This window comes from Stenotrophomonas testudinis (assembly GCF_024499815.1).
Classification (GTDB): domain Bacteria; phylum Pseudomonadota; class Gammaproteobacteria; order Xanthomonadales; family Xanthomonadaceae; genus Stenotrophomonas.
Genome location: NZ_JAMOKY010000011.1, coordinates 15,684 through 38,404, shown reverse-complemented (window position 1 = coordinate 38,404; position 22,721 = coordinate 15,684). Strand labels below are relative to the sequence as shown.

Here is a 22,721-nt window from a genome sequence, read left to right as displayed (position 1 = left end):
TAGTAAGTTGTGTCAGCCCGTAGCCCGGGAGACGGCGGCCTCGGTGGTTGCACACCACACGTCAAGAGAATCAAGGGGTTACGCTGGCGTTGGGCGGCCGGGGACGTGCTCCCGGGGGCGCCGCCCGGTAGAAAACCGGACACAGCGAGCCGCGCATTATGCACGGGCTCAAGCACTTGCGCAAGTTACCCACAGGTGGGGTCAGGGCGTGGCGGTGAACAACCCGCCCGAGCCGGGCGCCCGCTGCAAGGCGTCGGGGCCCAGCCGCGCCCGTGCCGTGGTGATGAACAGGCGCCCATCCGGAGCGAAACACAGTGCGCCCACGTGCGGTGCCGGCACCGCCAGCCGCCGCTGCACCGCGCCATTGGCCGCCAGTTCCAGCACGCAGCCCCCGCCCCACATCGCCACCCACAGGCTGCCCTGCGGCGACAACGCCAACCCGTCGGGCTTGCCTGCTTCGCCGAGGAAATCGGTGACCACCTTGGGTTCGCCCAGGGTGCCCGCAGCCACATCCGCTGGGTAGGCCAGCAGGGTGCGGGCCAGGGTATCGATCACATACAGGGTATCGCCCGTCGGGCTGAACACCATGCCGTTGGCCACCCCCAGGCCTTCGGCCACACGCCGCACCGGCGCATCCACCGCTGTTGCATGGAACAGCGCGCCACGGCCGCCCAGCAGGCCCCGGTGCATCGACCCGGTCCACAAGCCGCCGCGCGCATCCACGGTCATGTCATTCAGGCGGCAACCGGGGCCCACATCGATGGTCGGCCCCGGCTGCAGGCCGCCATCCGCGGCAATCCGCACGAAGTGCGTTTCACCGTTGCCGACCAGGCCCTGCGGCGTCACTGCCAGCGACCAGACCGGCTCGGACAGTGGCGTGCGCGAGCAGGCCTGGCCATCCCAATGCAGCAGCGCCGGTGCGGTCGGCTCGACCCAGGCCACGCGGCCATCGTCCAGCACCACCGGCGACTCCCCCACCAGCGTTCCGGCGTCGCAGGCCAGGCGCACGCCGCTGGCAGGTACCGCCTGAATCGCCTGCAACCAGTGCCGCGCGCGTCGACCCACCTCATCCGCGGCGCGCCCCGGGCGGTACAGGTCGGTACCGATGCCAACCGCACGCACGCCGGCCTGCCACAGCGCAGGCAGTGCATCGGTGGTGAACCCGCCCACGGCCACCAACCGCGTCTGCGCCGGCAGCACCGCCGATAGTGCCGCAAGCCGCGGTGCGGAATCGTGCGCCGGAAATGCCTTCAGGTAGCGCGCGCCTGCGGCCAGCGCTGCAAACGCCTCGGTGGCGGTGCTGAAGCCGGGCATCGGCTCCATGTCGTGCGCGCGTGCTGCGGCGATCACCTCCGGGTTGGTGTTGGGCGATACGCAGAAGCGGCAGCCGGTGGCGGCCAGGGCTTCGACCTGGGTTACCTCCAGCACGGTGCCTGCGCCGACCCACAGGCGGTCGCCGAAATGCGCTGCCAACAGGGCGATTGTGGCCAGCGGGTCCGGCGAATTTAGCGGGACTTCGGCCAGGCGCACGCCGGCATCCACCAGGGCCTGGCCGACGGCCAGCGCCTCGGCACCGGTCAGTCCGCGCAGGATGGCCACCAGCGGCGTCTGTTCGATGGCCGCGTCGAAGGCGGCGGCGTGTGCGGTGTTCATGGCGTTACCTGTGCGGCCCGGTGCAGGGCAAGGAAGCCGCGGGTCACGGCATCGTGTGACAGCAGGGTGCGTGCACTGCCACCCAAGGCATGCACGGCGGCGGCGTACAGCGCACAGACCGGCGCGGCACCAACCATCGGCAGCGGCACCTGCAGCGCGGCGGGCCACAGCCGGCGCACGTCGGCCAGCTCGGCGCCGATCAGCACACCGCGCAGCCATGAGGCACCGTCCGTGCGCGGCAGCTGGCCACGGATCACCCGCGCGCGTGCGCCGAACAGCAGACTGCCCAATCCCAGCCCGCCCGCATGGCCGTGCTGCAGGCCATCGAAGAAGGCCCCGCCTTCCACGGCAGGGCCATCGACCACCGATGCCAGCAGCCCGGCAGCGGTAAGGCGGTCGAAGATCTCACCCGACATCGCGGTGAGGAAGGACACCACCGCCCCGCCCTGCAGCTGCACCCACTTGCTGTGCGTGCCAGGCAGTGCCACCAGCCCATCCAGCGGCAATGCGCCCCCGGCCAGCAGACCGAGCAGCTCGGTTTCCTCACCACGCATGATGTCCGGCGCATCGTCCTGCGCACGCTGGCAGGCCAGCCCGGGCACGATGGCCACCGGCACCTGGCCGATGCGGGTGTGATGCAGCTGCGCGACCAGCCGCTGCGGCGTGGCCGGGCAATCGGCATAACCCGCATCGCTCCAGCCGATGTTCGAGCCGACCATGCCACAGGCATACACCGCCGCCGCGCCCGGCCAAGCGGCCACGGTCTGTTCCAGCAGGACCTGCATCTGCATGCGCTCCAGCCCGGCGATGCCGCGTGGCTGTTCCACGCTGCCCAGCACCCGCCCATCGGCGGCAATAAGGAAGGCGCGGAAGTTGCTACTGCCCCAGTTGATGCCGATGATCGGTGCATCGTTTTCGGGCGTGCTCATCGGCGCGTCACTCCGGCGCCACCATCCAGCGGCACCACCGCGCCGGTCATCCAGCCGCTGCGCGCTGATGCAAGGAACAGTGCGAGCTCCGCCGCATCGGCGGCGCTGCCCAGGCGCTGCAGCGGGTGGCGCTGCACGTTGCGTGCGCGGGCCATGGCGGGATCATCGCTGCGGGCGAACGAACCCTGCAGCATCGGCGTATCCACCGACGCCGGTGCAATCGCGTTGACCCGGATGTTCGCTTCAGCCAATTCCAGCGCTGCGGTACGTGCCAGCGATTCCAGCGCGGCCTTGGAGGCCGCGTACGCGGCCAGCCCGGGCGTGGCATAGCGCGCATTGATCGAGGACAGCAGCACGATGCTGCCGCCGCCATTGGCACGCAGGCCAGCCAATGCATGGCGCATCAGCCGACGCGCACCCAGCACGTTCACCGCATGCACCTGCTGCCAGAGCGCGTCGTCGTCAGCCCACGTATCGGCCGACGGGCACCAGCCCACGCAGTGGATCAGCGCATCCAGCGGCTGGCCCAGGTGCGGCGCCAGCGCGGCATCGATCGCGCCGGCATCAGCCAGATCGGCCTGTACCTGCGTGGTCGCCGCCGGCACTGGCTCGCGATCCAATGCCAGCACGTTGGCCCCCTGCGCCTGCAGCTGCGCCAGTACCGCCGCGCCGATGCCGCTGGCTGCCCCGCTCACCCATACATGCCTGCCCAGCCATTCGCCCTGCATTGCGTCGTTGCCCATGCTCAGAACCGGTAGGTAAGGCTGGCCTTGTACGAGCGACCGAACACCACGTTGGTGCGCAGGCCCTCGTCATAGCCGTCGAAGGTGCGCTGCTCGCTGTCCAGCAGGTTGTTGGCTTCCACCTTCAACGACAGGCGGTCGCTGAGATCGTAGCTCATCGACGCCGACAGATCCTTGTAGGTGTCGTTGAAGATGCCGGTGGCCGCACTGGACAGGCCGACCAGGTATTCATCGCGCCAGTTGTAGGCCACGCGGATGCCGAACGGTCCGTTCTCGTAATAGCCGATCAGGTTGGCATTGTTCTTCGACAGCCCCGGGAAGGTCATCGCATTGCCGTTCACGTCGGTGATCGGGGTTTCCGAGTCGATCCACGTGTAGGTGGCGACCACGCCGAAGCCATCGAGCATGCCGCTGAACGGGACCTGCGCCAGCAGCTCCACGCCCTTCACCTTGGCCTTGTCGCCGTTGATCTTGCGCAGCACCAGGTAGTTGATGTTGTTGTAGGTTTCCGCACTCTGCCGCTGCACGATGAAGGTCGACACGTCCTTGTAGAACAGGCCGGCCGAGAGAAGGCCCTGGCCGCCGTAGTACCACTCCAGCGACAGGTCGTACTGGGTGGCCTTGAACGGATCCAGGTCCGGTGCACCGCCGGTGCCGGTGCCCGGCGAGGTCTGCACGCCGTTGCCATCGAACACGGCGTTGTTGTTGAGGGTCACGCCGTTGTTGAGGTCTTCGGTGTTGGGGAACGCCACCACCTTGGCCGCGCCACCACGCAGCACCAGGCTGTCGGTGATCTGCAGCTTGGCCACCGTCGAGGGCAGGACTTCGCGGTCGTCACGGTCGAAGGTGGATGGGGTAAGCGTGCCGTTGCCGCTGATCAGGTTGCCGCGCGAGGTCATGTCACGACCGACGAAGCGCACGCCGACATTGCCGCCCAGCGCCATGCCGCCCACGTCGGTATCCCAGTTGAGCTTGGCGTAGGCCTCGAGGAAATCCTCGTCCACGCGGAAGGTTGCCGCGTAGGCCAGTGCGTTGTTGCGCGGGTCCAGGCACTGCGCGTTCTGCGAGATCTGCGGCACGGTGGTGAAGCTTTCACAGCCACCGAAGGTGCTGCGGAACGCGCCGAGGTAGTCGCGCGGCAGTCCGCTGAATTCACCGGGCAGGAAATCGTTGTTGCTGTAGACGCGGATGTACGGCGCCATCTGCGTGACCGGGATGCCACCGGCCGGGCGGATGTCCGCACGCAGCGGATCCTGCAGACTCTCCAGGCGGCTGAAGCGGGCGCCGAAATCCAGCGAGCGCAGCGGGCCGTCATCGAAGGCCAGACTCCAGTCGCTGCGCAGCGCGCGCGAGTCGGTCCTGGCCCGCCAGTAGTTGTCGAACATGATGGTCATGCGCCACTGCGCTGGATCGGTCACGTCCACGCCGCTGACGTTGAAGCTGCCGAAATTGCCGTTGCGCAGGTCGAAGTCGGTCACCGAGGTCAGACCGGCCATCGGCGCCAGGCGCATGTAGCGCTGGTCGTACTTGGCAGTGGAACGGCCCCAGTCCAGTTCCACCGAACCATCCAGCCGTTCGCCGACGCGGAAGCTGGCGCGCAGCGCGCTGGAGATCGTGTCCGAATTGATGTCGGCCGCTTCGGAGTTGAGCAGCACGGTGCCGGTGGAGCGGCCGGCCAGCAGGATACCGTGCTGGGAATAGACCGCGTTGCTCAGGCCTGCGGACGGATTGAAGGCGATCCAGTAGCGGTCACGCTCGGCCTTCTGCCGCGAATAGAACGTATCCCAGGTCAGTTCCACGCCATCGCTGGGGCGCCACTGCAGCACGGTGCTGACGCCGACCTTGGTGCGGTCGTCGTCGATGTTCTGCGCGCGCATGTCGGTGCTGCCGAAGCGGGTGGTACCCGGGCTGGCCGGGTCGGTGTAGCGGGCATAGCCGGAGAACGTGTCCAGGCCCTGCTGCACCACGTTGCGGCGGCCGTAGGTGGCTGAGGCCAGCGCGCCGAAGCGGCCATCGTCGCTGCGCCGCGACACCAGGCCAAAGGCATTGTGGCCCCACGAATCGGCCATCTCGTCGTAGGTGCCGGCCACGCTCACCACGTTCTGCTCGGCGTCGCCGGAGAGCGGCTGCCGCGTATGGATGTCGACGATGCCACCAAGGCCGCCGCTGAGCTGGTCGGCACCGGCCAGCTTGGTCACCTCCAGCCGCGAGATCAGCTCCGACGGCACCAGCGAGAGCAGGCCGTAGGTGGACGTGGCCAGCTGGTCCAGACCGTTGCCGCCGCGACCGGTGGCATCGACGATCTGCCGCCCGTTGTAGAGCAGGACGTTTTCCTTCAGGCCGCGCACGAGGATGTCGCTGCCCTCGCCCATGCCGCGCTCGAGCTGCACGCCGGCCACGCGGCCTAGCGACTCGGCGACGTTGGTGTCGGGCAGCTTGCCGATGTCGTCGGCGACGATCGCATCGACGATCTGTGCCGAGTCGCGTTTCAGGTCACGCGAGGCTTCCAGGCTGCCGCGGATGCCGACGACGCTGACGGCGTCCAAGGTCTGCGCCTGCTGCTGGCCCTCGCCGGTGGTGGTGGCCGTGGCCGTGTCCTGCGCCGATGCCAGCACGGGCATCAGCAGGCAGGTCCCCAGAGCGGTGAACAAGGTTGAACGTCGAAAACGATGCATGGATCGGGCCCTCTCCCAAGGTTGGGACCCAGGCGGCACCGACCGGGACCGGCGCGGACCCTCCGTCCGCTGCCCCGCCCCACCCCGCTTGCCGAACTGCCACCTGGATCCAGCGCTTTTCCGGTCGTTGCTGCTGCACTGCGACTTGGCAGCAGTGTAGCTAATATAGCAATATGTTTTGACCGCGCACGCTGCAATGCAGCGAAGAATTACGGTTCCTTCGCGGTCCTGTCGGGAACCTCCCCTTCATGGTGTTGCTACACATGGCACACCCTATCCAACAAGGATCCGGCGCAATGGCCGCTCTGCAAGGTGTCTTCCCGATTCTTCCCACGATCTTCGACGCCCAGGGCGCGGTGGACGAGACCGCTACCCAGGGGGTGTTCGAGTACCTGCTGGCCGCCGGTGCCGCCGGCGTGGTGTTCCCCGGCCTGGCCAGCGAGTACGACATGCTGGACGTGGAGGAGCGACTGCACCTGACCGCCTGCATCGGCCGCTGGAACAACGGCCGCGTGCCGTTCATCGTCGGTGGCAGTGCGAAGACGCTGGACGATGCCGTGCGCCTGACCCGTGCCGGCGGCGAAGCCGGCGCGGCGGCGGCGATGGTGCTGACCCCGCACGCGCTGGCCGGTGACATCGACAGCATGGCCGCGTTCTTCGCCCGCTTGGGCGCCGAATCGGGCGTGCCGATCATGCTGCAGAACGCGCCGCCGCCGATGGGCGTGGGCCTGGGCGTGGACGCGCTGCTGGCCCTGGCCACGCAGGTGCCTGCCATCGCCTACGTCAAGGAAGAAACGATGCCGTCGGGCCATCGCATAACGGCCTTGTCCGAGCGTGCCGGCGATGCCGTGCAGGCGGTGTTCGGCGGTGCCGGCGCGCGCTACGTGCTGGACGAACTGGCACGCGGTGCGGTGGGCACGATGCCGGCCTGCGAGATCACCGAAGTGCACGTGGCGATGCTGGCTGCGCACGCCGCCGGTGACCACGAACGCGCGCGCGTGCTGTTCGAACGCACGCTGCCGCTCTTGAGCATGCAGGCGGTGTTCCGCTGGCGGCTGACCAAGGCCGTGCTGCTGCGACGGGGCATCATCGATTGCGACCACGTACGCGCCCCCGGCCCGGCACTGGATGCCTGGGATCGCCGCGAACTGGATACCCTGTTGTCCCGCATCGCCGACCTGCTGCCGCTGGACGTTGTGCCCGGCCGCCCACAACGGACCCCAGCATGAGCGCCGTCACCCGCGTCGAGACCTTCATCCTCACCGTGCCACGCAGCACGCCCTATCTGGGCCCGCTGGGCGCGGGCGAACGGGTGAACACACGCGGCTACCTGGTGCGCCGTGGCAACGGCACCCTGTACCCGACCGTGGACCGCTCGGTGCTGGTGCGGGTGACTACCGCCGACGGTGCCGTCGGCTGGGGCGAGACGTATGGCATCTGCGCACCGCGTGCGACCTGCGAGATCATCAACGATCTGCTGGCGCCGGAACTGCTGGGCCGCGAGCCGGAAGATGTCGAGGCGATCTGGGACGACCTGTATGGTCTGATGCGCGTGCGCGGCTGTGGCAGCGGCTTCCACACCGATGCCATCGCCGCACTGGACATCGCGCTGTGGGACCTGCGCGCACGGGCCGCGGACCAACCGCTGTGGTCGCTGCTGGGTGAGCGGCGCCACGAACGCATCGCCGGCTATGTGTCCGGCCTGCCTGCGGCCACGCTGGAGGAAAAGGTGGCCATGGCGCGCACGTTCCAGCTACAGGGCCATACCGCCTTCAAGGTGCACGCGGTGGTCAGCCACGACGGCATTGCCGAAGAGATGGCAGCCCTGCGCCAGGCACTGGGTGCAGACGCCCAGCTGATGGTCGACCTGCACTGGAAATTCGACCTGGAGGGCGCGCTACGGCTGGCCCACCAGCTGCAGCCGGTGGGTCTGACCTTCATCGAGGCACCGCTGAAGCCGGAAGACGTGCCTGGACTGGTCGCGCTGGGCCAGCGGAGCCCGATTCCCGTGGCTGCGGGGGAAGAGTGGCCGACTGATTACGTGGCGAGGCCGCGCGTGGAAGGTGGACGCCTGGCCTACGTGCAGCCGGAGATGGGCCACACCGGCATCACCCAGTTCCTGCGCATCGCCCGCCTGGCGGCTGCCCACGGCGTGCAGGTCGCACCGCACGCCACCATCGGCGGCGGCATCTTCATGGCGGCCAGCCTGCATGCATCGGCGGTGGTCGAAGGGCTGTGGCGACACGAGTGGCAGCACTCGATCTTCTCGCGCTCGGTGCAGATGCTGGATACCGACATGGCCTATACGCAGGACGGCTACCAGCTGCCCAGCGGCCCCGGCCTGGGTGCGGTTCCCAACGCGACGTTCTGGCGACACGCCGAAGCCGTGGCCTGACCTCAGCCCTTTGTAGCGTCGAGCCATGCTCGACTGTTTTTTCCGCGGTCGAGCATGGCTCGACGCTACAGTGACACGGGGTTACGCTGCCGGCTGCCCCACCAGGGTCATCGGCGAGCGCCGCGCCTGGCGCAGTGCGATCCAGGCCAGCAGCACCGCGATCGGGTGCAGCACCGCCATCAGCACGAAAGCGCGGTCGAAATTGCCACCGGCCACCAGGTGCCCGACTACCTGCGCCGACACCATGCCGCCCAGCGCACTGCCGCAGCCCACCAGCCCCGCCACCGAAGCGATGTAGCGCGACGGGAACAGGTCCACCGTCATCGTGGTCAGGTTGATCTGATAGGTGAGGTGGGCAAACGTGACCAGACAGGCCAGCCCCAGCAGCACGGGAATCGGCGGATGCAGGGCCACGAAGATACCGACCGGTGCCAGGCACGCCGCGCCGATCATCGTGCGCAGGCGGGCCTGCACCGGGTCCATGCCACGCTTCACCAGGCCGCCGGAAATCAGGCCACCACCGACGCTGCCGATGTCGGCCGCCACGTAGACGATCCAGGCCAGCGACGCGACCGCCATCAGGCTCATGCCGCGGGCATCGCCCAGGTATTTGGGGAACCAGAACAGGTAGAAGTACCAGACCGGGTCGGCCACGGCGCGCGAGGCGACCAACGCCCATACCGTGCGGTCGCGCGCCAGCCGGCCCCAGACCCCTTTCATGCTCGGCGGCGTGGGTGCGGCCACGGCTTCGTCGGGGGGAGACGCATCCGAAGCGCTGGCGGCCACTGCGGTCGACTGCTTTCCGGCGCCGCGCGGGTAGGCCCACCACCAGCCGATCATCCACACCAGCCCGGCCAGGCCCGTGATCCAGAACGCCGCACGCCAGCCGTAGGCGATGGCGATGCCGCCGATCAGCGGCGGTGCCAAGGTGGCGCCGATCATCGCGCCGGCGGTGTACAGGCCCAGGGCAAGGCCGCGCTGGCGCGGCGGGAACTGCTCGGACACCACCTTGGTGCCGACCGTGTAATTGCCCGGCTCGCCCAGGCCCAGCGCGAATCGCGCCGCGCCCAGTTCCACCGCACTGCGTACGAAGCCGGTAGCGATGTTGGCCAGCGACCACCAGCCCACGAACAGCAGCAGCGCCACCCGAGCGCCCAGCCAGTCGGTGATGCGACCGGCCATGACGTAGGCGGCGGCATAGGCGAACAGGAATACCTGCACCACCCGCGCGTACTCGATGTCGGACATGTCCAGGTCGGCCTGGATGGTCGTGGCCAGGATCGACAGCGCCTGCCGGTCCAGGTAGTTGATGACGGTGGAAAAGAACAGCAGTCCCAGCAGGACCCACCTGGTCTTGCCCGACCCGCTCACGCGTTCCACCGCTTGGCCATCGACGACGCCTCCCCATCGGAAGGCTGCAACGTATTGCTATTGTAGCAACAGGTCAAGTCGCACTGCGGCAGCTCTGCCGCGGCGCCTCAGCCGATCTCCGCCGCCGCCGTGCGCATGGCCGCCACCAGTTCTGCGGTAGCCGATTCGGGAATCCAGCCAGACATGGCGATGCCGGCGTGGACCGGGTCGCCCATGGCGATGGCGACGATGTGGTGGTCGCGTTCGTCGGCGACGTGCACCCGGGCATGGCCCTGCGCACGGGTCACCGCCAGGGTCGCCAGCAGCTGCTCGATGCCCTCGGGGAACATCGGGATCGGCTTGTCCTGGTAGATCTCGCGCACGTCGTCATCGCTCAGCTGCGCCAGCAGCACGATGCCGATGCCGCTGGTGGTGGCCGGCAGCAGGCCGATGCGGCCCAGGCCCCGTGCCGCCTCGATGCCCGGCGGCGCATGGAACAGGTAGCTGACGCTGTCGTTCCACAGCACGCCCAGGGCCACGGTGTGGCCGAAGCGGCGCAGGCTTTCCAGCACCGGCAGCGCGCGGCGGATCAGACCGGAGGCGAACAGGCTCTGCGCGGCCAGCACGTGCATGCCCGGGCCGGCGGTGTACTTGCGGTCGGCGGTCTGCCGCGCGATGCCCAGATAGGCCAGGGTCTTGAGCAGGCGGTTGACCCGCGTCGGGTTGGCGTCGAGCTGGCGGGCCAGTTCACGGCAGCCCACCGGCTCGGGCGACGACGCCAGTGCCTGCAGGGTGGCGATGCCGTCGATCAGGCTCTGGTTGGGCTGGGCGTTGGGCTTGGTTCGCATGCAGGAAGCGTACTGGCCGGACCCGTGCAATGCCACCAATAGCAACACGTGGCTGCATTCGCGCGGCCTTCTGCGACCGGCGCCCATACTGGCCGCCCCACCCGCGAAGCCCCCGATGCGACTGCTGGCCCTGACCTATGGAACCGAAGGCGACACCCGGCCGCTGGTGATGCTCTGCCATGGGCTGCGCCAGGCCGGCCACGAGGTACTGCTGCTGGCCGAACAGGGCACGCTGGGCAGCGCGCGCGAACTGGGCGTGCCGCACGCGGCGCTGGAAGGCGACATCCACGACGAAGTGGTGGCCCTGGTGGCGCGCGGCAACAACCTGGCCGCCGCCTCGCGCGGCCTGGCGCGGATGGCCGGTCGCCACGTGCCGGCCTGGATGGCGCAGGCCGATGCGGCGGCCGCCGGCTGCGATGCCGTTTTGACCGGTGGGCTGGCCGCGCTGGTCGGCCTCAGCGTGGCCGAGCGCCACGGCCTGCCGGCCATCGGCACCGGCATGATCCCGCTGACGCCGACGCGCGCCTTCGCGTCGCCCTTCCTGCCGACGATGCCGCTGCCGGGCGTCCTGCGCCGGGCCAGCTACGGACTGGTCAACCAAGCGGTGTGGCGCACCTTCCGCGGGCCGATCAACGCCGCGCGCGCCGCACTGGGGCAACCGCCTCGCCGTACGCTGTGGACCGGCCTGCCGATGCTGTACGGCATTTCCCCGCAGCTGCTGCCGCCGCCTGCCGACTGGCCGGCCGACCATGTGGTGTGCGGGCAATGGCGGATGCCGGAACAGCCGTGGTCGCCACCCGCCGACCTGCAGGCCTTCCTCGATACCGGGCCCGCGCCGGTCTATCTTGGCTTCGGCAGCATGACCGGCTTCGACCGCGAGCGCGTGCTGCCGGCCCTGCTGCAGGCGCTGGCGCCACGCCGCGTGCTGCTGTTTCCGGGCTGGGCCGGATTGCCCTCAGGTGCATTGCCAGCAAACGTGTTCATGCTCGGCCCGACGCCGCATGAAGCACTGTTCCCACGCTGCGCGCTGGCCATCCACCATGGCGGCAGCGGCACCACGCATTCGGCCTGTCGCGCCGGTATTCCTTCGCTGGTGATGCCGTTCGCCGCCGATCAGTTCTTCTGGGCGCGGCGCCTGCAGACGCTGGGTGTGGCGCCGGCGGCGCTGTCACCTGAGCGGTTGGATGCGGCCTCGCTTGCAGCGGCGATTGCGTTCGCCGAGGACAGCGCGACGCGTGCGCGTGCTGCTGCAGTGGGCGTAGCGATGGCCAGCGAGGATGGCGTGGCCACTGGCGTGGCGATGATCGAGCGTTGGCTGGACCCGGCGTAACGCCGCGCCGCCATCAACGCAGGTGCGGAATCACCTGCGCCAGCAGATGCGCATCCTTCAGCGCGCCGTGCAGGCCGCGATTACCGGGAATGCGCAGGCGCTGCAGCACATCGTCCAGCTTGTTGCCTTGGCCGGGCCAACGCCCGCGCGCCAGCTTCAGGCTGCAGGTGATGCGGCAGTACTGGGCCAGGCTGGCAGGCATGCCGGCCAGGCGCAGCTCGTTGTCGAGGAAGCCCACATCGAAGGTGGCGTTGTGCGCGACCATCTCGCTGCCATGCAGGAATTCCAGCAGCTCGGCGGCCTTGCTGGAAAACAGCGGCTTGCCGACCAGCATCGCATCGCTGATGCCGTGCACGCGCTGCGCGCCCCAGTCTACCGAGCGCTGCGGCTGCAGGTAGGTGTGGAACTGACGGCCTGTGAGCCGGCCATCGATCAGTTCGACCGCGCCGATCTCGATGACCCGATGGCCCATGCGGTGGGAAATGCCGGTGGTTTCGGTATCCAGTGCGACGATGCGGCTCATGCGTGTGGCGGTTTCCTGATGCGTGCAGTGATGATTTTCGCATGCCCGGCGCGTGTCACCCCAACACCTCCAGCGCCCAGTCAATGAACACCCGCAGCCGCTGGCTCATGTGCCGGTTCGGCGGAAACATCACGTGCATCGGCATCGGCGGCAGCTGCCAGTCCTGCAGTATCGGCCGCAGTTCGCCGCTGGCCACGTGTGGATCTGCCATGTAGCTCGGCAGCGCGACCACGCCCAGGCCCGCCACGCCAGCGGCCAGGTAGGCATTGCCATCATCGAAGCCCACCGCATGCCGACCCTGCACTTCCATGCGCTCATCACCGCGCTGGGCGAGGAACACGCGTGCGCGGCCCGTGCGCGGGCTGAGGAAGCCGACCATGTGATGGTCCGGCCCTTCCAGCACGCGCGGGTGCGCGGGCACACCGACGCGCTGCAGGTAGGCGGGGCTGGCATGGAAGCCGATCGACAGGCTGGCCAGCGGCCGCGCGACCAGCGCCGGATCGGCGGGCGCACCGCCGCGGATCACGCAGTCCACGTTGTCGGCGATGACATCGACCTCGCGGTCGCTGACGCCGATGTCCAGCCGGATGTCCGGATAGCGCGCATGGAAATCCGGCAGCGCCGGCACCAGCCGCAGCCGCGCATACGGACCGGGCACGTCGACGCGCAGTCGCCCGCGCGGCTGGCTGACGGCATCGCCGAGGCCGCCCTCCACCTCTTCCAGCTCGGCCAGCAGGCGCGCGATGCGCGGGTAGTAGGCCGCGCCATCGGCGGTGACGCTGACCCGCCGCGTGGTGCGGTTGAGCAGGCGCAGCCGCAGGTGCGCTTCCAGCTGCTGCACCAGCTGGGTGACCGTGGTGCGGCTGACCTGCAGGGTGTGCGCGGCACGGGTGAAGCTGCCGGTTTCCACCACGCGGGCGAAGGCGCGCATCGCCTCGAAACGGTCCATGGGCCGTGCCGTGATTGTTTGGGATTGGCAATCAATCTAGGCCGATCATCACTATTTATCCAGACAGAGCCAGCGAGCAGCATGGAGGCCTTCCCCTTGGAGCCTCCCCAATGACCCCTCGTGATGTCGTTTTCCCCGCCGGCCGCCAGGCCCTGTACGAGCGCAACCGCTACTCGCCGGCCATCCGTTCCAACGGCTTCCTGTTCGTCTCCGGCCAGGTCGGCAGCCGCGAGGACGGCTCGCCCGAACCGGACTTCGAGACCCAGGTGCGCCGCGCCTTCCACAACCTCAATGCCGTGCTGGCCGCCGCTGGCTGCAGCTTTGGTGACGTGATCGACGTGACCGTGTTCATGGTCGACCCGGAAACGAACTTCGAGAAGGCCTGGGCGATCGTGCCCGAGTACTGGGGCGAAGCGCCGCACCCGACCCTGACCGGCATCGGCGTGACCTGGCTGTATGGGTTCCAGTTCGAGATCAAGGTGATCGCGAAGCTGCCCTGACGTCTGCTGTGGCGCCGAGCCCATGCTCGGCTCATGACATGAAACCAGCCGAGCATAGGCTCGGTTCTACAGCCCGCAGCCTCAGTCGGAAGCAGATTCCAGCGTGCGGCGCCAACGCAATGGCGTCTGCGCACGCGCCGGGTCAGGACCAAACCGGGTCAGCCACCCGGCCGCCAGCGCGCGCTCACGCAGGCGCTCGCCGACGCCTTCGGCGGTCTCCACCTCGACATGGGTCACCTTGCCAGCGGCATCCACGTCCATCGCCCAGACCAGCTTGCCCACCCACTCGGCCGGTGGAATGGAAGGGTCGTAGTTCGGCCGTCCTGCCACGTAGGGCTGGTCATGCCGCCGGTACAGGGGTGACGCCTCCAGCGTCGGATCCACGCGGATCTGCGCGCTGCCACGGCGTCCATCCCCCAGCACGGCATCGACGGTTCACATTCCGGCCGCGCCGGTACTGCCGAGGTCAGCGGCATAGCACTTCTTGCGGCCCCGGTAGTCCTCGTGGGCCGTGCGCGAGACCTGCACGCCCTTGGCATCACGGATGTCGATGTGCAGGCCCGCCACGTCGGTATCGACGAGATTGGCGGCCACGCAGATGCGGTGATCGCGGTGGCCGTCGGCAATGAACAGCTGGGTCTGCGAGCGTGCGAGGGCATCTGCCGGGGTCGGCGCCCACAGGAATTCCACGTAGACATCCTCGGCGGCGACTGCGACGGGACTGGCCAGTATCAGCAGCAGGCCTGCTGCGGCAATGCGTGCGGTCATCGTTCCTTCCCTGGTGACGAATCCCGATCCTCGACGATGGTGCGTGGCGGTGCAACGGTCGCACGGGAGCAGCCGAGCATGGGCTCGGCTCTACAGGGCGATCCGACCCGGCCATTGATATTGTATCCACCGGAAACTGCTTGCTAGCCTGCCCTCCATGCGCTGGATTGCCCGCCACCTCCGTTCGACCCTGCTGATGCTGCTGATGGCGGCATTCGTGGTCGTGCCGGTGGCCGACGTGCTGGCTTGCACGGTCGAGCCGCATGACACGGTCGCGGCCCATGTTGAAGCCGCGGCCGACGACGCAGACGGCGACAGTGACGGCACGCATACCGGTGCCTGCAGCCATAACCACTGCCACCATTCCAACCTGAGCCTGCCGGCCGGCACCGTTGCCGCCTTTGGCGCGCCGCTGCCGGCACGCTGGATGGCGGACGGTGACAGCGCGACCTATGCCGTCGCGCAGGATGAACTGAAGCGTCCTCCCCGGGCGTGAGTTGAGCGCGTCCCGCGATCGCGGGCTTCCGTTTCACTCACTACCGGACATCCTTCATGCCGAACTCGACACCTCGGTCGCTGCGTGCGGCCGGGCGGGTCATCGCCGTGTTGCTGGGCCTCGCCCCGGCACTGCAGGCGATGGCGCAAGCCGCCCCTTCCTATGACACCCTGCTTGAACGCCTGGACCAGCTGCCCGGCGCCCGCGTTGGCGCGGCCCTGGCCGACGCTGCCGAGGCACGCGCCGAGCAGGCCCGCGCCCTGCCCAACCCATCGCTCTCCTACACCACCGAAAATGCCTGGGGTACCGGCAGCTATGGCGGCATGGGCCGCGCCGACAGCGTGCTCACCCTGTCCCAGCCGCTGGAAATCTGGGGCCAGCGTGGTGCACGTGTAGGTGCTGCCCGCGCCGAAGCACAGGCCGCAACACTGCGTGGGACGCAGAGCCGCAGTGATGTAGCCAGCCAGCTGGCAGCGTTCTACGCGCAGGCCGAGAGCGCGCTGCGTCGTTACGCCCTGGCCAAGGAAGCGCTGGCCCTGACCCGCGACGATGCTGTGGCCGTCGACGCGCTGGTGGAGCAGGGCCGCGAACCGCAGCTGCGCGCGGTGCAGGCGCGCAGCGAAGTGGCCAATGCCACGGCAGCACTGGATGAAGCGCAGGCCTTCCGCGATGCGGCTTTGGCGCGCCTGACCAGTGCGGCCCTGCTGGATACGCCGGTGCAGTCGATCGACAGCAGTCTGCTGGACCGCACACCGCCGCTGCCGCGCGGCGCCGCCGACGCCGCGCTGGCGGTACGTATCGCCGAAGCCGAGGCACAGGCCAGCACCCGTCTGGTTGACGTGGAACGCAAGCGTGCCCTGCCCGATCTCAGCGTGACCGCCGCGCAGACCCGCTTCCGCGAGAACCGCGAACAGGCCTATACGCTGGGCGTGAGCCTTTCGATCCCATTGTTTGACCGCAACCGCGGCGGCATCCGCGCGGCCAGCGCCGAACAGCGTGCGGCCGAAGCACGGCTGGACCAGCAGCGCCGCGACAGCGAGGCCGAACGCCTCTCGGCCGTGGCCGGGCTGAAGGCCGCCGGCAGCCGCACACGCGCCGCCGATGACAGCGTCGTGGCTGCTGAGGAAGCCTACCGGCTGGCCCGCATCGGCTTCGACGCCGGACGCATCTCGCAGCTGGAACTGCGCAGCACGCGCAGTGCCCTCATCGCCGCACGCAGCAGCGCCGTGGATGCACGCCTGTCGCGCGTGGCGGCAGAACTCGATCTTGCCCGCCTGGAAGGGCGCCCCCCGTTTGTGGAGGTTCGCTGATGTTCCACCGTACTTTTTCGTTGATGGCCGCTGCCGTGTTGGGCGCGCTGCTGGCCGGCTGCACTGGCACTGCACAGCCCCCGACTGCTGCTGCCGACGATGGCCATGGCCATGCCCCGGGCAGCGCTGGAACCGCGCCCGACGCCGCGACCGAAGCCGATGAAGGCGTGGTCGCGCTGACGCCGGAACAGATCAAGGCGTCATCCATCGAGGTGGTCGCCGTCGGTCGTGGCGGTGGCGGATCCACGCGCCTGTCCGGCCGTGTCGAACCGTCGATCGGCGCGCGCGCCTCGGTAGCGTCCAGCGTGACCGGCCGCGTCGAGCGCGTGCTGGTGGCACCGGGCACGGTCGTGAAGCAGAACCAGACGCTGGCCATCGTGCTCAGCGGCGAGGCCGCGGTGTTCCGCGCCAATGCGCTGGCGGCCGCCGCCGAGGCCAAGGCCGCACGCCTGGCCCACGGTCGCGACAGGACGCTGGTGGAACAGGGCGTGGTCGCGCGCCAGGATCTGGAAACCTCGCATGCACGTGCCATGGCTGCGCAGGCGCAGGCCGCAGCGGCACAGGCACAGGCAGCGGCCAATGGCGCGCCCGATGCCAGCGGCCGCGTACGCATCACCAGCCCGGTGGCCGGCATCGTCGGCAATGTGCAGGTCACGCCGGGCGGTGTGGTCACTGCCGGCAGCGTGGTGGCCGAGGTCGCCGATCCGGCGATGAACGAGCTGGTGTTCACCGCGCCACCGGCGCTGGCCGCACAGGTCACGCCGGGCATGACGCTGGAAGTGAGCGGGCCGGGTGGCAGCTTCAGCGCTACCGTCACCGGCTCGGCCGCGGATGTGCGCCAGCAGGGCGGCGTGGCGGTGATCCGTGCCATGCCGGTGAACGCCGCGCTGCCGCCGACAGGTTCGCCGGTGTCGGCCGTGGTGGTCACCGAGGCCCAGGGCGACGCGCTCAGCGTGCCGGCCGCTGCGGTGCAGAACGTCGATGGCCGCAGCGCGGTGTTCGTCGCCGTCGACGGCGGCTTCAAGGCGCAGCCGGTGCTGGCCGGCCGCCGTGCCGGTGACCGCATCGAGATCCTCGGTGGGCTGACCGGCGGCGAACGCATCGTCGGCGCCAACGCCTTCCTGCTCAAGGCCGAGCTGGCCAAGGGCGAAGCCGAGCACGGGCACTGAGGACACGACCATGTTCAAGCTGATCATTGAAGCCGCGGTCCGCCACCGCTGGCTGGTGGTGGTGGTTGCCGCCCTGCTCGCGGCGGTCGGCCTGCTGCAGCTGGGCAAGCTGCCGATCGACGCGGTGCCGGACATCACCAACCGCCAGGTGCAGATCAACACTGTGGCACCGGCGCTGACGCCGGAACAGATCGAGCGGCAGGTGACCTACCCGCTGGAAACCGCGCTGGCCGGCATTCCCGGCCTGACCACCACCCGCTCGCTGTCACGCAATGGCTTCTCGCAGGTCACCGCCATCTTCACCGATGCGACCGACATCTACTTTGCCCGCCAGCAGGTGGCCGAGCGCATGCGCGAGGCCGCCGACGATCTGCCCGACGGTGCGTCGCCGCTGTTGTCGCCGGTCACCACCGGCCTGGGCGAGGTACTGATGTGGACGGTGGATTTCACCGCGTTCGATCCGGCCCAGCTGGCCAAACCCGGTGCGGCCGGCTGGCAGGCCGGCGAGGTCTACCGCACGCCGGAAGGCACCCTGCTGCGCACGCCGGAAGAACGCGCCACCTACCTGCGCACCGTGCAGGACTGGATCATCGCGCCGCAGATGCGCTCCAGCCCGGGGCTGGCCGGTGTCGACACGGTCGGCGGCTACGTCAAGGAATACGGCGTGCACCCGGACAGCGCGCGGCTGGCCGCGCATGGCCTGGGCCTGGCCGACCTGGTCACTGCCCTGCAACGTTCCAACGTGCAGGCCGGCGCCGGCTTCGTGCAGCGCGCCGGCGAGGGCCTGGTGGTGCGTGCCGATGGCCTGGCGCTGACCACCGACGACCTGGCGCAGGCCCCGGTAGCCACGCGCAATGGCGTGGTGGTACGCGTGGCGGATGTGGCCGAGGTGGCCTTGAGCCGCGCGCCACGCCTGGGTGCGGCCAGCCGCAACGGCCACGAAGCCGTGCTCGGCACTGCGCTGATGATTGCCGGCGGCAACAGCCGCACCGTGGCCCAGGCCGCCGCGGAACGCCTGCAGCAGGTGAACACCTCGCTGCCACCGTCCATCGTGGCGGTGCCGGTGCTGGACCGCAGCGAACTGGTCAACGCCACCATCAGGACCGTGGCGAAGAACCTCAGCGAAGGCGCGCTGCTGGTGGTGGTGGTGCTGTTCCTGCTGCTGGGCAACCTGCGCGCAGCGGCGATCACCGCGTTGGTGATTCCGTTGTCGTTCCTGTTCGCAGTGATCGGCATGAACCGCTTCGGCATCAGCGGCAACCTGATGAGCCTGGGCGCGCTGGATTTCGGCATCCTGGTGGATGGCGCGGTGATCGTGATCGAATCGACGCTGCTGATGCTGGGCCAGCGCCGCGCCGAACTTGGCCGTGCGTTGACCGCGATGGAGCGCCTGCGCGTGGCTGCCGATTCGGCCATGAAGATGGCGCGGCCTGCAGCCTTTGGCCAGCTGATCATCCTGCTGGTGTTCGCACCGATCCTCACCCTGGAAGGCGTAGAAGGCAAGACGTTCCACCCGATGGCGGCCACCTTCATGCTGGCCCTGGTCGGCGCCTTCATCTTCTCCTTCACCTTCGTGCCGGCGATGGCCGCGCTGCTGGTCCGCGAGCCCACGGTGAAGCACGGCGACGCGTATGCTGGCGACGGCAAGCACGAGACGAAACTGATCCGCGTGCTGCGTGCGCGTATTGAGCCGGTGGTCCGTCGTGCGGTCACGCATCCGCGCACGGTGCTGGCCGGTGCGGTGATGATGGTGGTGGTCGGCATCGCTTCGTTCTCGCTGCTGGGCCGCGAGTTCATGCCCACCCTGGACGAAGGCAACGTGGCGATGCAGGCCCTGCGCGTGCCGTCCACTTCGCTGGAGCAGTCGCTGGCGATGCAGCTGGCGCTGGAAGAAGCGCTGGCCGGACAGCCGGAAGTGGAAACGGTGTTCTCGCGCACCGGTACCGCCGAAGCGGCCATCGACCCGATGCCGACCAACATCTCCGACAGCGTGATCGTGCTGAGGCCGCGCGCGCAGTGGCCCGATCCGTCGCTGGACAAGGAAGCGCTCGTGCAGCGTTTCGAGCAGCTGGCCGGGCAGCAGCTGGGCAACAGTTTCGAGTTCAGCCAGCCGATCGAACTGCGCTTCAACGAGCTGATTTCCGGCGTGCGCACGGACCTGGCGGTGATGGTGTACGGCGATGATTTCGCCACACTGCAGAAGGTGGCCGATCAGGTGGCGTTGAAGCTGCGCGCGGTGGACGGCGCCGCCGACGTGCGGGTGGAGCAGATTTCCGGCCTGCCCACGCTCAACGTCAAGATCGACCACGTGGCAGCCGCGCAGCATGGGCTGACCGCGGCGGACGTGAGTGATGCGTTGTCCACCGGCATCGGTGGTACCGCGGCCGGGCGGATCTTCGAAGGCGACAGACGCTTCGATGTGGTGGTGCGCCTGGACGATGCCGCACGCAACGATCCGGACCAGCTGGCCGCGCTGCCGATCGCCACGCCGGCAGGCCAGGTGGTGCCGTTGTCCTCGCTGGCACGCATCAGCGTCAGCGAAGGGCCGAACCAGATCAGCCGCAGCGACGGCAGCCGGCGGGTGGTGGTGCAGGCCAACGTGCGCGGCCGCGATCTCGGTGGCTTCGTCAGCGAAGCCCAGGCGGCGGTGGCCGACGTGGCGTTGCCGGCCGGTGCCTACCTGCGCTGGGGCGGCCAGTTCGAGAACCTGCAGCGCGCGGAGAAGCGGCTGGCCACCGTGGTGCCGGTGGTGTTCCTGCTGATCGGCGGCCTGCTGTTCATGGCCCTGCGCAGCGGCAAGGAAGCGCTGCTGGTGTTCAGCTGCGTGCCATTGGCCCTGGTCGGCGGCATCCTCGCCCTGCTGCTGCGTGGCATGCCGTTCTCGGTGTCGGCCGCAGTGGGCTTCATCGCCGTCTCCGGCGTGGCCACGTTGAACGGCCTGGTGCTGATGCAGGCGATCCGCGAGCGGCTGGAGGGCGGCGACCTGCCGATGCAGGCGGCCATCAATGGTGCCGCCAGCCGCATCCGCGCGGTGCTGACCACGGCCCTGGTGGCCATCGTCGGCTTCATACCGATGGCCATCGCCAGTGGTGCCGGCGCGGAGGTGCAGAAGCCGCTGGCGACGGTGGTGATCGGTGGTCTGATCACCGCCACGCTGCTGACGTTGCTGGTGCTGCCGACGTTTTCCGGGCGACTGGTAAAGCGCTGAGGTGCGTTGGGGTCGGAGCCCTTTCCGGTGGAAAGGGATCCGACCCCGGATCAGAGTCGGATCCCCGCCAACGGCGGGGCTCCGACCCGGTCACCTGACCCTCAGGCCTTCTTCCGCTCGGCGATGTACGTCTGGATCTGCTGCTCCAGCACCGGCAGCGGCACCGAGCCCTGCTTCAGGATCACATCGTGGAAGCCCTTGATGTCGAACTTCTCGCCCAGTTCCTTCTCGGCCTGTGCGCGCAGGCGCACGATGGCGATCTCGCCCAGCTTGTAGCTCAGCGCCTGGCCCGGCCAGGAAATGTAGCGATCCACCTCGGTGGTCACTTCATGCTCGCTCAGCGCGGTGTGATCGCGCAGGTAGGCCAGGGCCTGTGCGCGGGTCCAGCCCTTGCTGTGCACGCCGGTGTCGATGACCAGGCGCGCGGCACGCCACATTTCGTAGGTCAGGCGGCCGAAATCCTCGTACGGGGTTTCATAGATGCCCATTTCCACGCCCAGCTTCTCGCAGTACAGCGCCCAGCCTTCGCCATAGGCGGAGATGTAGGCGTTGCGGCGGAACTCGGGCAGGTCCTTCTGCTCGGAGGCGATCGCGCCCTGCAGCGCATGGCCCGGGTCGGACTCATGCAGGGTCAGCGCCGGCAGGTTGTACAGCGGGCGCGACGGCAGGTCGTAGGTGTTGACCCAGTAGGTGCCCATGCCACCGCGACCGGCCGTCCAGAACGGGGCGATATCCGGCGGCACCGGCACGATGGTGAAGCGCGCACGCGGCAGCGTCATGAACCGGCCGAGCTGACCATCGGCGCGCTTGGAGATCCACGCAGCGCGCGACAGCAGCTCTTCCGGGGTCTTGGCGTAGAACTGCGGATCGGTGCGCAGGAAAGTCAGGAATTCAGCGAAGCTGCCCTTGAACTGCACCTGCTGGATGATGTCGTTCATCTCCTTCTGGATGCGCGCCACTTCACCCAGGCCGATGCGGTGGATCTCATCGGGCGACAGGTCCAGCGTGGTGTATTCGTGGATCTGCTGCCTGTAGAAGGCCTTGCCACCGGGCATGGCCTCGGCGGCCAGGGTGGTGCGCGCCTGCGGCACGTATTCGCTGACGAAGAAGGTGCGCAGCTGCTGGAACGCCGGCACCACCTTGCCGCTGATGGCCTCCGCGGCCTGTTCGCGCAGGGCGGCCTGTTCGGCGGCCGGGATGCTGGCGGGCAGCTTCTTGAAGGGCGCGTACAGCGGCGAGGTCGTCGGGTCCTTCAGCTCGGCGACGGTGGCGATGGAGACCTCGCGGCCGTCCAGCACCGCGCGCGGCACGCTGAAACCGCGCTTGAGGCCGGCGCGCATGTTGTCGGTCTGCTGGCCGAAGTAGCGCGGCACGTCGTTCAGGCGGGCGATGTAGTTGCGGTAGTCCTGCGCGGTCTTCATCTCGCGCCGGGCCATGAAGGACAGGTTGGACCAGAACGAGGAGTCCGAATTGAACGGCATCTCGTAGGTGCGCAGGCGCGTGGCTTCGGCCAGGTTGAAGACCTGGTCGCGGTAGATCGCGTAGTTGACCTGGTTGTCGGCCGACAGGGCCTTGACGTCGATCTTCTTCAGGTCGGCCAGGGTTTCGTCCCAGACCTTCAGGCGGGCCTGCTGCGCGGCCGGGCCGACATCAGGCATGCGGGTGGCGTTGGCCGGCGCGTCCTCGTCCTCGCTGGCTTCGCCACCGCCATCCTGGCGCCACTTCCACTCCTTCTCGTACAGCGCACGGAAGGCAGCATCGGCGGCCGATTCGGCGGCCATGCTGGCCGGAGCGGCGGCCGGCGGCGCAGCCAGGGCGACCGCAGGAGCGGACAGGGCAATCAACAGAGCTACGGCAAGGCGGGTTTTCACGAGC

19 protein-coding genes are annotated in these 22,721 nt (G+C 68.9%); 8 read left to right on the top strand and 11 right to left on the bottom strand.

All coding sequences use genetic code 11. From position 1 onward, the window contains the following. Positions 1-201: 201 nt before the first annotated feature. From NQ204_RS08855 to NQ204_RS08840, 4 genes are read right to left on the bottom strand one after another with little or no spacing between them, the layout of a single operon-like run. Positions 202-1,653, bottom strand: a complete 1,452-nt coding sequence (locus NQ204_RS08855; protein WP_256643620.1) for a 2-dehydro-3-deoxy-6-phosphogalactonate aldolase — start codon at positions 1,651-1,653, stop codon at positions 202-204. Beyond that, positions 1,650-2,582 (bottom strand): 2-dehydro-3-deoxygalactonokinase, encoded by a 933-nt coding sequence (locus tag NQ204_RS08850; RefSeq protein WP_256643619.1) that lies wholly within the window; start codon positions 2,580-2,582, stop codon positions 1,650-1,652. The genes NQ204_RS08855 and NQ204_RS08850 overlap by 4 nt, the downstream gene beginning before the upstream one ends. Continuing rightward, the gene (locus tag NQ204_RS08845; protein ID WP_116864798.1) at positions 2,579-3,325 is read right to left on the bottom strand and encodes an SDR family NAD(P)-dependent oxidoreductase; all 747 of its coding nucleotides are present in this window, start codon (positions 3,323-3,325) and stop codon (positions 2,579-2,581) included. The genes NQ204_RS08850 and NQ204_RS08845 overlap by 4 nt, the downstream gene beginning before the upstream one ends. Before the next feature lie 2 nt (positions 3,326-3,327). Continuing rightward, positions 3,328-5,946: a TonB-dependent receptor gene (locus NQ204_RS08840; protein WP_256643618.1), complete on the bottom strand. Its 2,619-nt coding sequence runs from the start codon at positions 5,944-5,946 to the stop codon at positions 3,328-3,330. A gap of 350 nt (positions 5,947-6,296) precedes the next feature. Here NQ204_RS08840 and NQ204_RS08835 point away from each other — a divergent pair, with 350 nt between their 5' ends. Both NQ204_RS08835 and NQ204_RS08830 read left to right on the top strand, forming a co-directional pair. Beyond that, positions 6,297-7,229, top strand: coding sequence for a dihydrodipicolinate synthase family protein (locus NQ204_RS08835; protein ID WP_116864796.1), 933 nt, complete (start codon positions 6,297-6,299; stop codon positions 7,227-7,229). After that, positions 7,226-8,395 carry a mandelate racemase/muconate lactonizing enzyme family protein gene (locus NQ204_RS08830; RefSeq protein WP_256643617.1) on the top strand — a complete coding sequence of 390 codons (1,170 nt, stop codon included), beginning with the start codon at positions 7,226-7,228 and terminating at the stop codon, positions 8,393-8,395. The genes NQ204_RS08835 and NQ204_RS08830 overlap by 4 nt, the downstream gene beginning before the upstream one ends. A gap of 81 nt (positions 8,396-8,476) precedes the next feature. Here the strand turns inward: NQ204_RS08830 and NQ204_RS08825 are convergent, their stop codons facing one another. Together NQ204_RS08825 and NQ204_RS08820 are read right to left on the bottom strand one after the other, a co-directional pair. Continuing rightward, on the bottom strand, positions 8,477-9,766 hold the full coding sequence (locus NQ204_RS08825) for an MFS transporter (protein ID WP_256643616.1): 1,290 nt from the start codon (positions 9,764-9,766) through the stop codon (positions 8,477-8,479). 107 nt (positions 9,767-9,873) lie between these two features. Further along, the gene (locus tag NQ204_RS08820; RefSeq protein ID WP_256643615.1) at positions 9,874-10,593 is read right to left on the bottom strand and encodes an IclR family transcriptional regulator; all 720 of its coding nucleotides are present in this window, start codon (positions 10,591-10,593) and stop codon (positions 9,874-9,876) included. Positions 10,594-10,708: 115 nt separating this feature from the next. Between NQ204_RS08820 and NQ204_RS08815 the strand changes: the two genes are divergently transcribed. Further along, positions 10,709-11,923 (top strand): glycosyltransferase, encoded by a 1,215-nt coding sequence (locus NQ204_RS08815; RefSeq protein WP_256643614.1) that lies wholly within the window; start codon positions 10,709-10,711, stop codon positions 11,921-11,923. 13 nt (positions 11,924-11,936) lie between these two features. On the opposite strand, the gene dnaQ is transcribed toward NQ204_RS08815, so the two are convergent. Together dnaQ and NQ204_RS08805 are read right to left on the bottom strand one after the other, a co-directional pair. After that, a complete protein-coding gene (gene dnaQ / locus NQ204_RS08810) occupies positions 11,937-12,446 on the bottom strand; it encodes a DNA polymerase III subunit epsilon (RefSeq protein WP_256643613.1) in 510 nt (169 codons plus the stop codon). 55 nt (positions 12,447-12,501) lie between these two features. Continuing rightward, complete coding sequence (locus NQ204_RS08805) at positions 12,502-13,395, bottom strand: LysR family transcriptional regulator (RefSeq protein ID WP_256643612.1); 894 nt, start codon at positions 13,393-13,395, stop codon at positions 12,502-12,504. Between the two features lie 110 nt (positions 13,396-13,505). Between NQ204_RS08805 and NQ204_RS08800 the strand changes: the two genes are divergently transcribed. Then, positions 13,506-13,895, top strand: coding sequence for a RidA family protein (locus tag NQ204_RS08800; protein WP_116863099.1), 390 nt, complete (start codon positions 13,506-13,508; stop codon positions 13,893-13,895). 81 nt (positions 13,896-13,976) lie between these two features. Here the strand turns inward: NQ204_RS08800 and NQ204_RS08795 are convergent, their stop codons facing one another. Both NQ204_RS08795 and NQ204_RS08790 read right to left on the bottom strand, forming a co-directional pair. Further along, the gene (locus NQ204_RS08795; protein WP_256643611.1) at positions 13,977-14,279 is read right to left on the bottom strand and encodes a hypothetical protein; all 303 of its coding nucleotides are present in this window, start codon (positions 14,277-14,279) and stop codon (positions 13,977-13,979) included. 51 nt (positions 14,280-14,330) lie between these two features. Further along, positions 14,331-14,663 carry a hypothetical protein gene (locus NQ204_RS08790; RefSeq protein ID WP_256643610.1) on the bottom strand — a complete coding sequence of 111 codons (333 nt, stop codon included), beginning with the start codon at positions 14,661-14,663 and terminating at the stop codon, positions 14,331-14,333. Between the two features lie 157 nt (positions 14,664-14,820). Here NQ204_RS08790 and NQ204_RS08785 point away from each other — a divergent pair, with 157 nt between their 5' ends. The 4 genes from NQ204_RS08785 to NQ204_RS08770 are packed head-to-tail and all read left to right on the top strand — an operon-like array spanning position 14,821 to position 20,846. After that, positions 14,821-15,159: a hypothetical protein gene (locus tag NQ204_RS08785; RefSeq protein WP_256643609.1), complete on the top strand. Its 339-nt coding sequence runs from the start codon at positions 14,821-14,823 to the stop codon at positions 15,157-15,159. A gap of 56 nt (positions 15,160-15,215) precedes the next feature. Further along, entirely contained in the window at positions 15,216-16,469 is a 1,254-nt protein-coding gene (locus NQ204_RS08780; protein WP_116863097.1) for a TolC family protein, read from the top strand. Next, positions 16,466-17,638 (top strand): efflux RND transporter periplasmic adaptor subunit, encoded by a 1,173-nt coding sequence (locus NQ204_RS08775; protein WP_343238478.1) that lies wholly within the window; start codon positions 16,466-16,468, stop codon positions 17,636-17,638. The genes NQ204_RS08780 and NQ204_RS08775 overlap by 4 nt, the downstream gene beginning before the upstream one ends. 10 nt (positions 17,639-17,648) lie before the next feature. Then, positions 17,649-20,846 carry an efflux RND transporter permease subunit gene (locus tag NQ204_RS08770; RefSeq protein ID WP_256643607.1) on the top strand — a complete coding sequence of 1,066 codons (3,198 nt, stop codon included), beginning with the start codon at positions 17,649-17,651 and terminating at the stop codon, positions 20,844-20,846. Positions 20,847-20,947: 101 nt separating this feature from the next. On the opposite strand, the gene NQ204_RS08765 is transcribed toward NQ204_RS08770, so the two are convergent. Next, positions 20,948-22,717: a DUF885 domain-containing protein gene (locus NQ204_RS08765; RefSeq protein WP_116863094.1), complete on the bottom strand. Its 1,770-nt coding sequence runs from the start codon at positions 22,715-22,717 to the stop codon at positions 20,948-20,950. Positions 22,718-22,721: the final 4 nt, after the last annotated feature.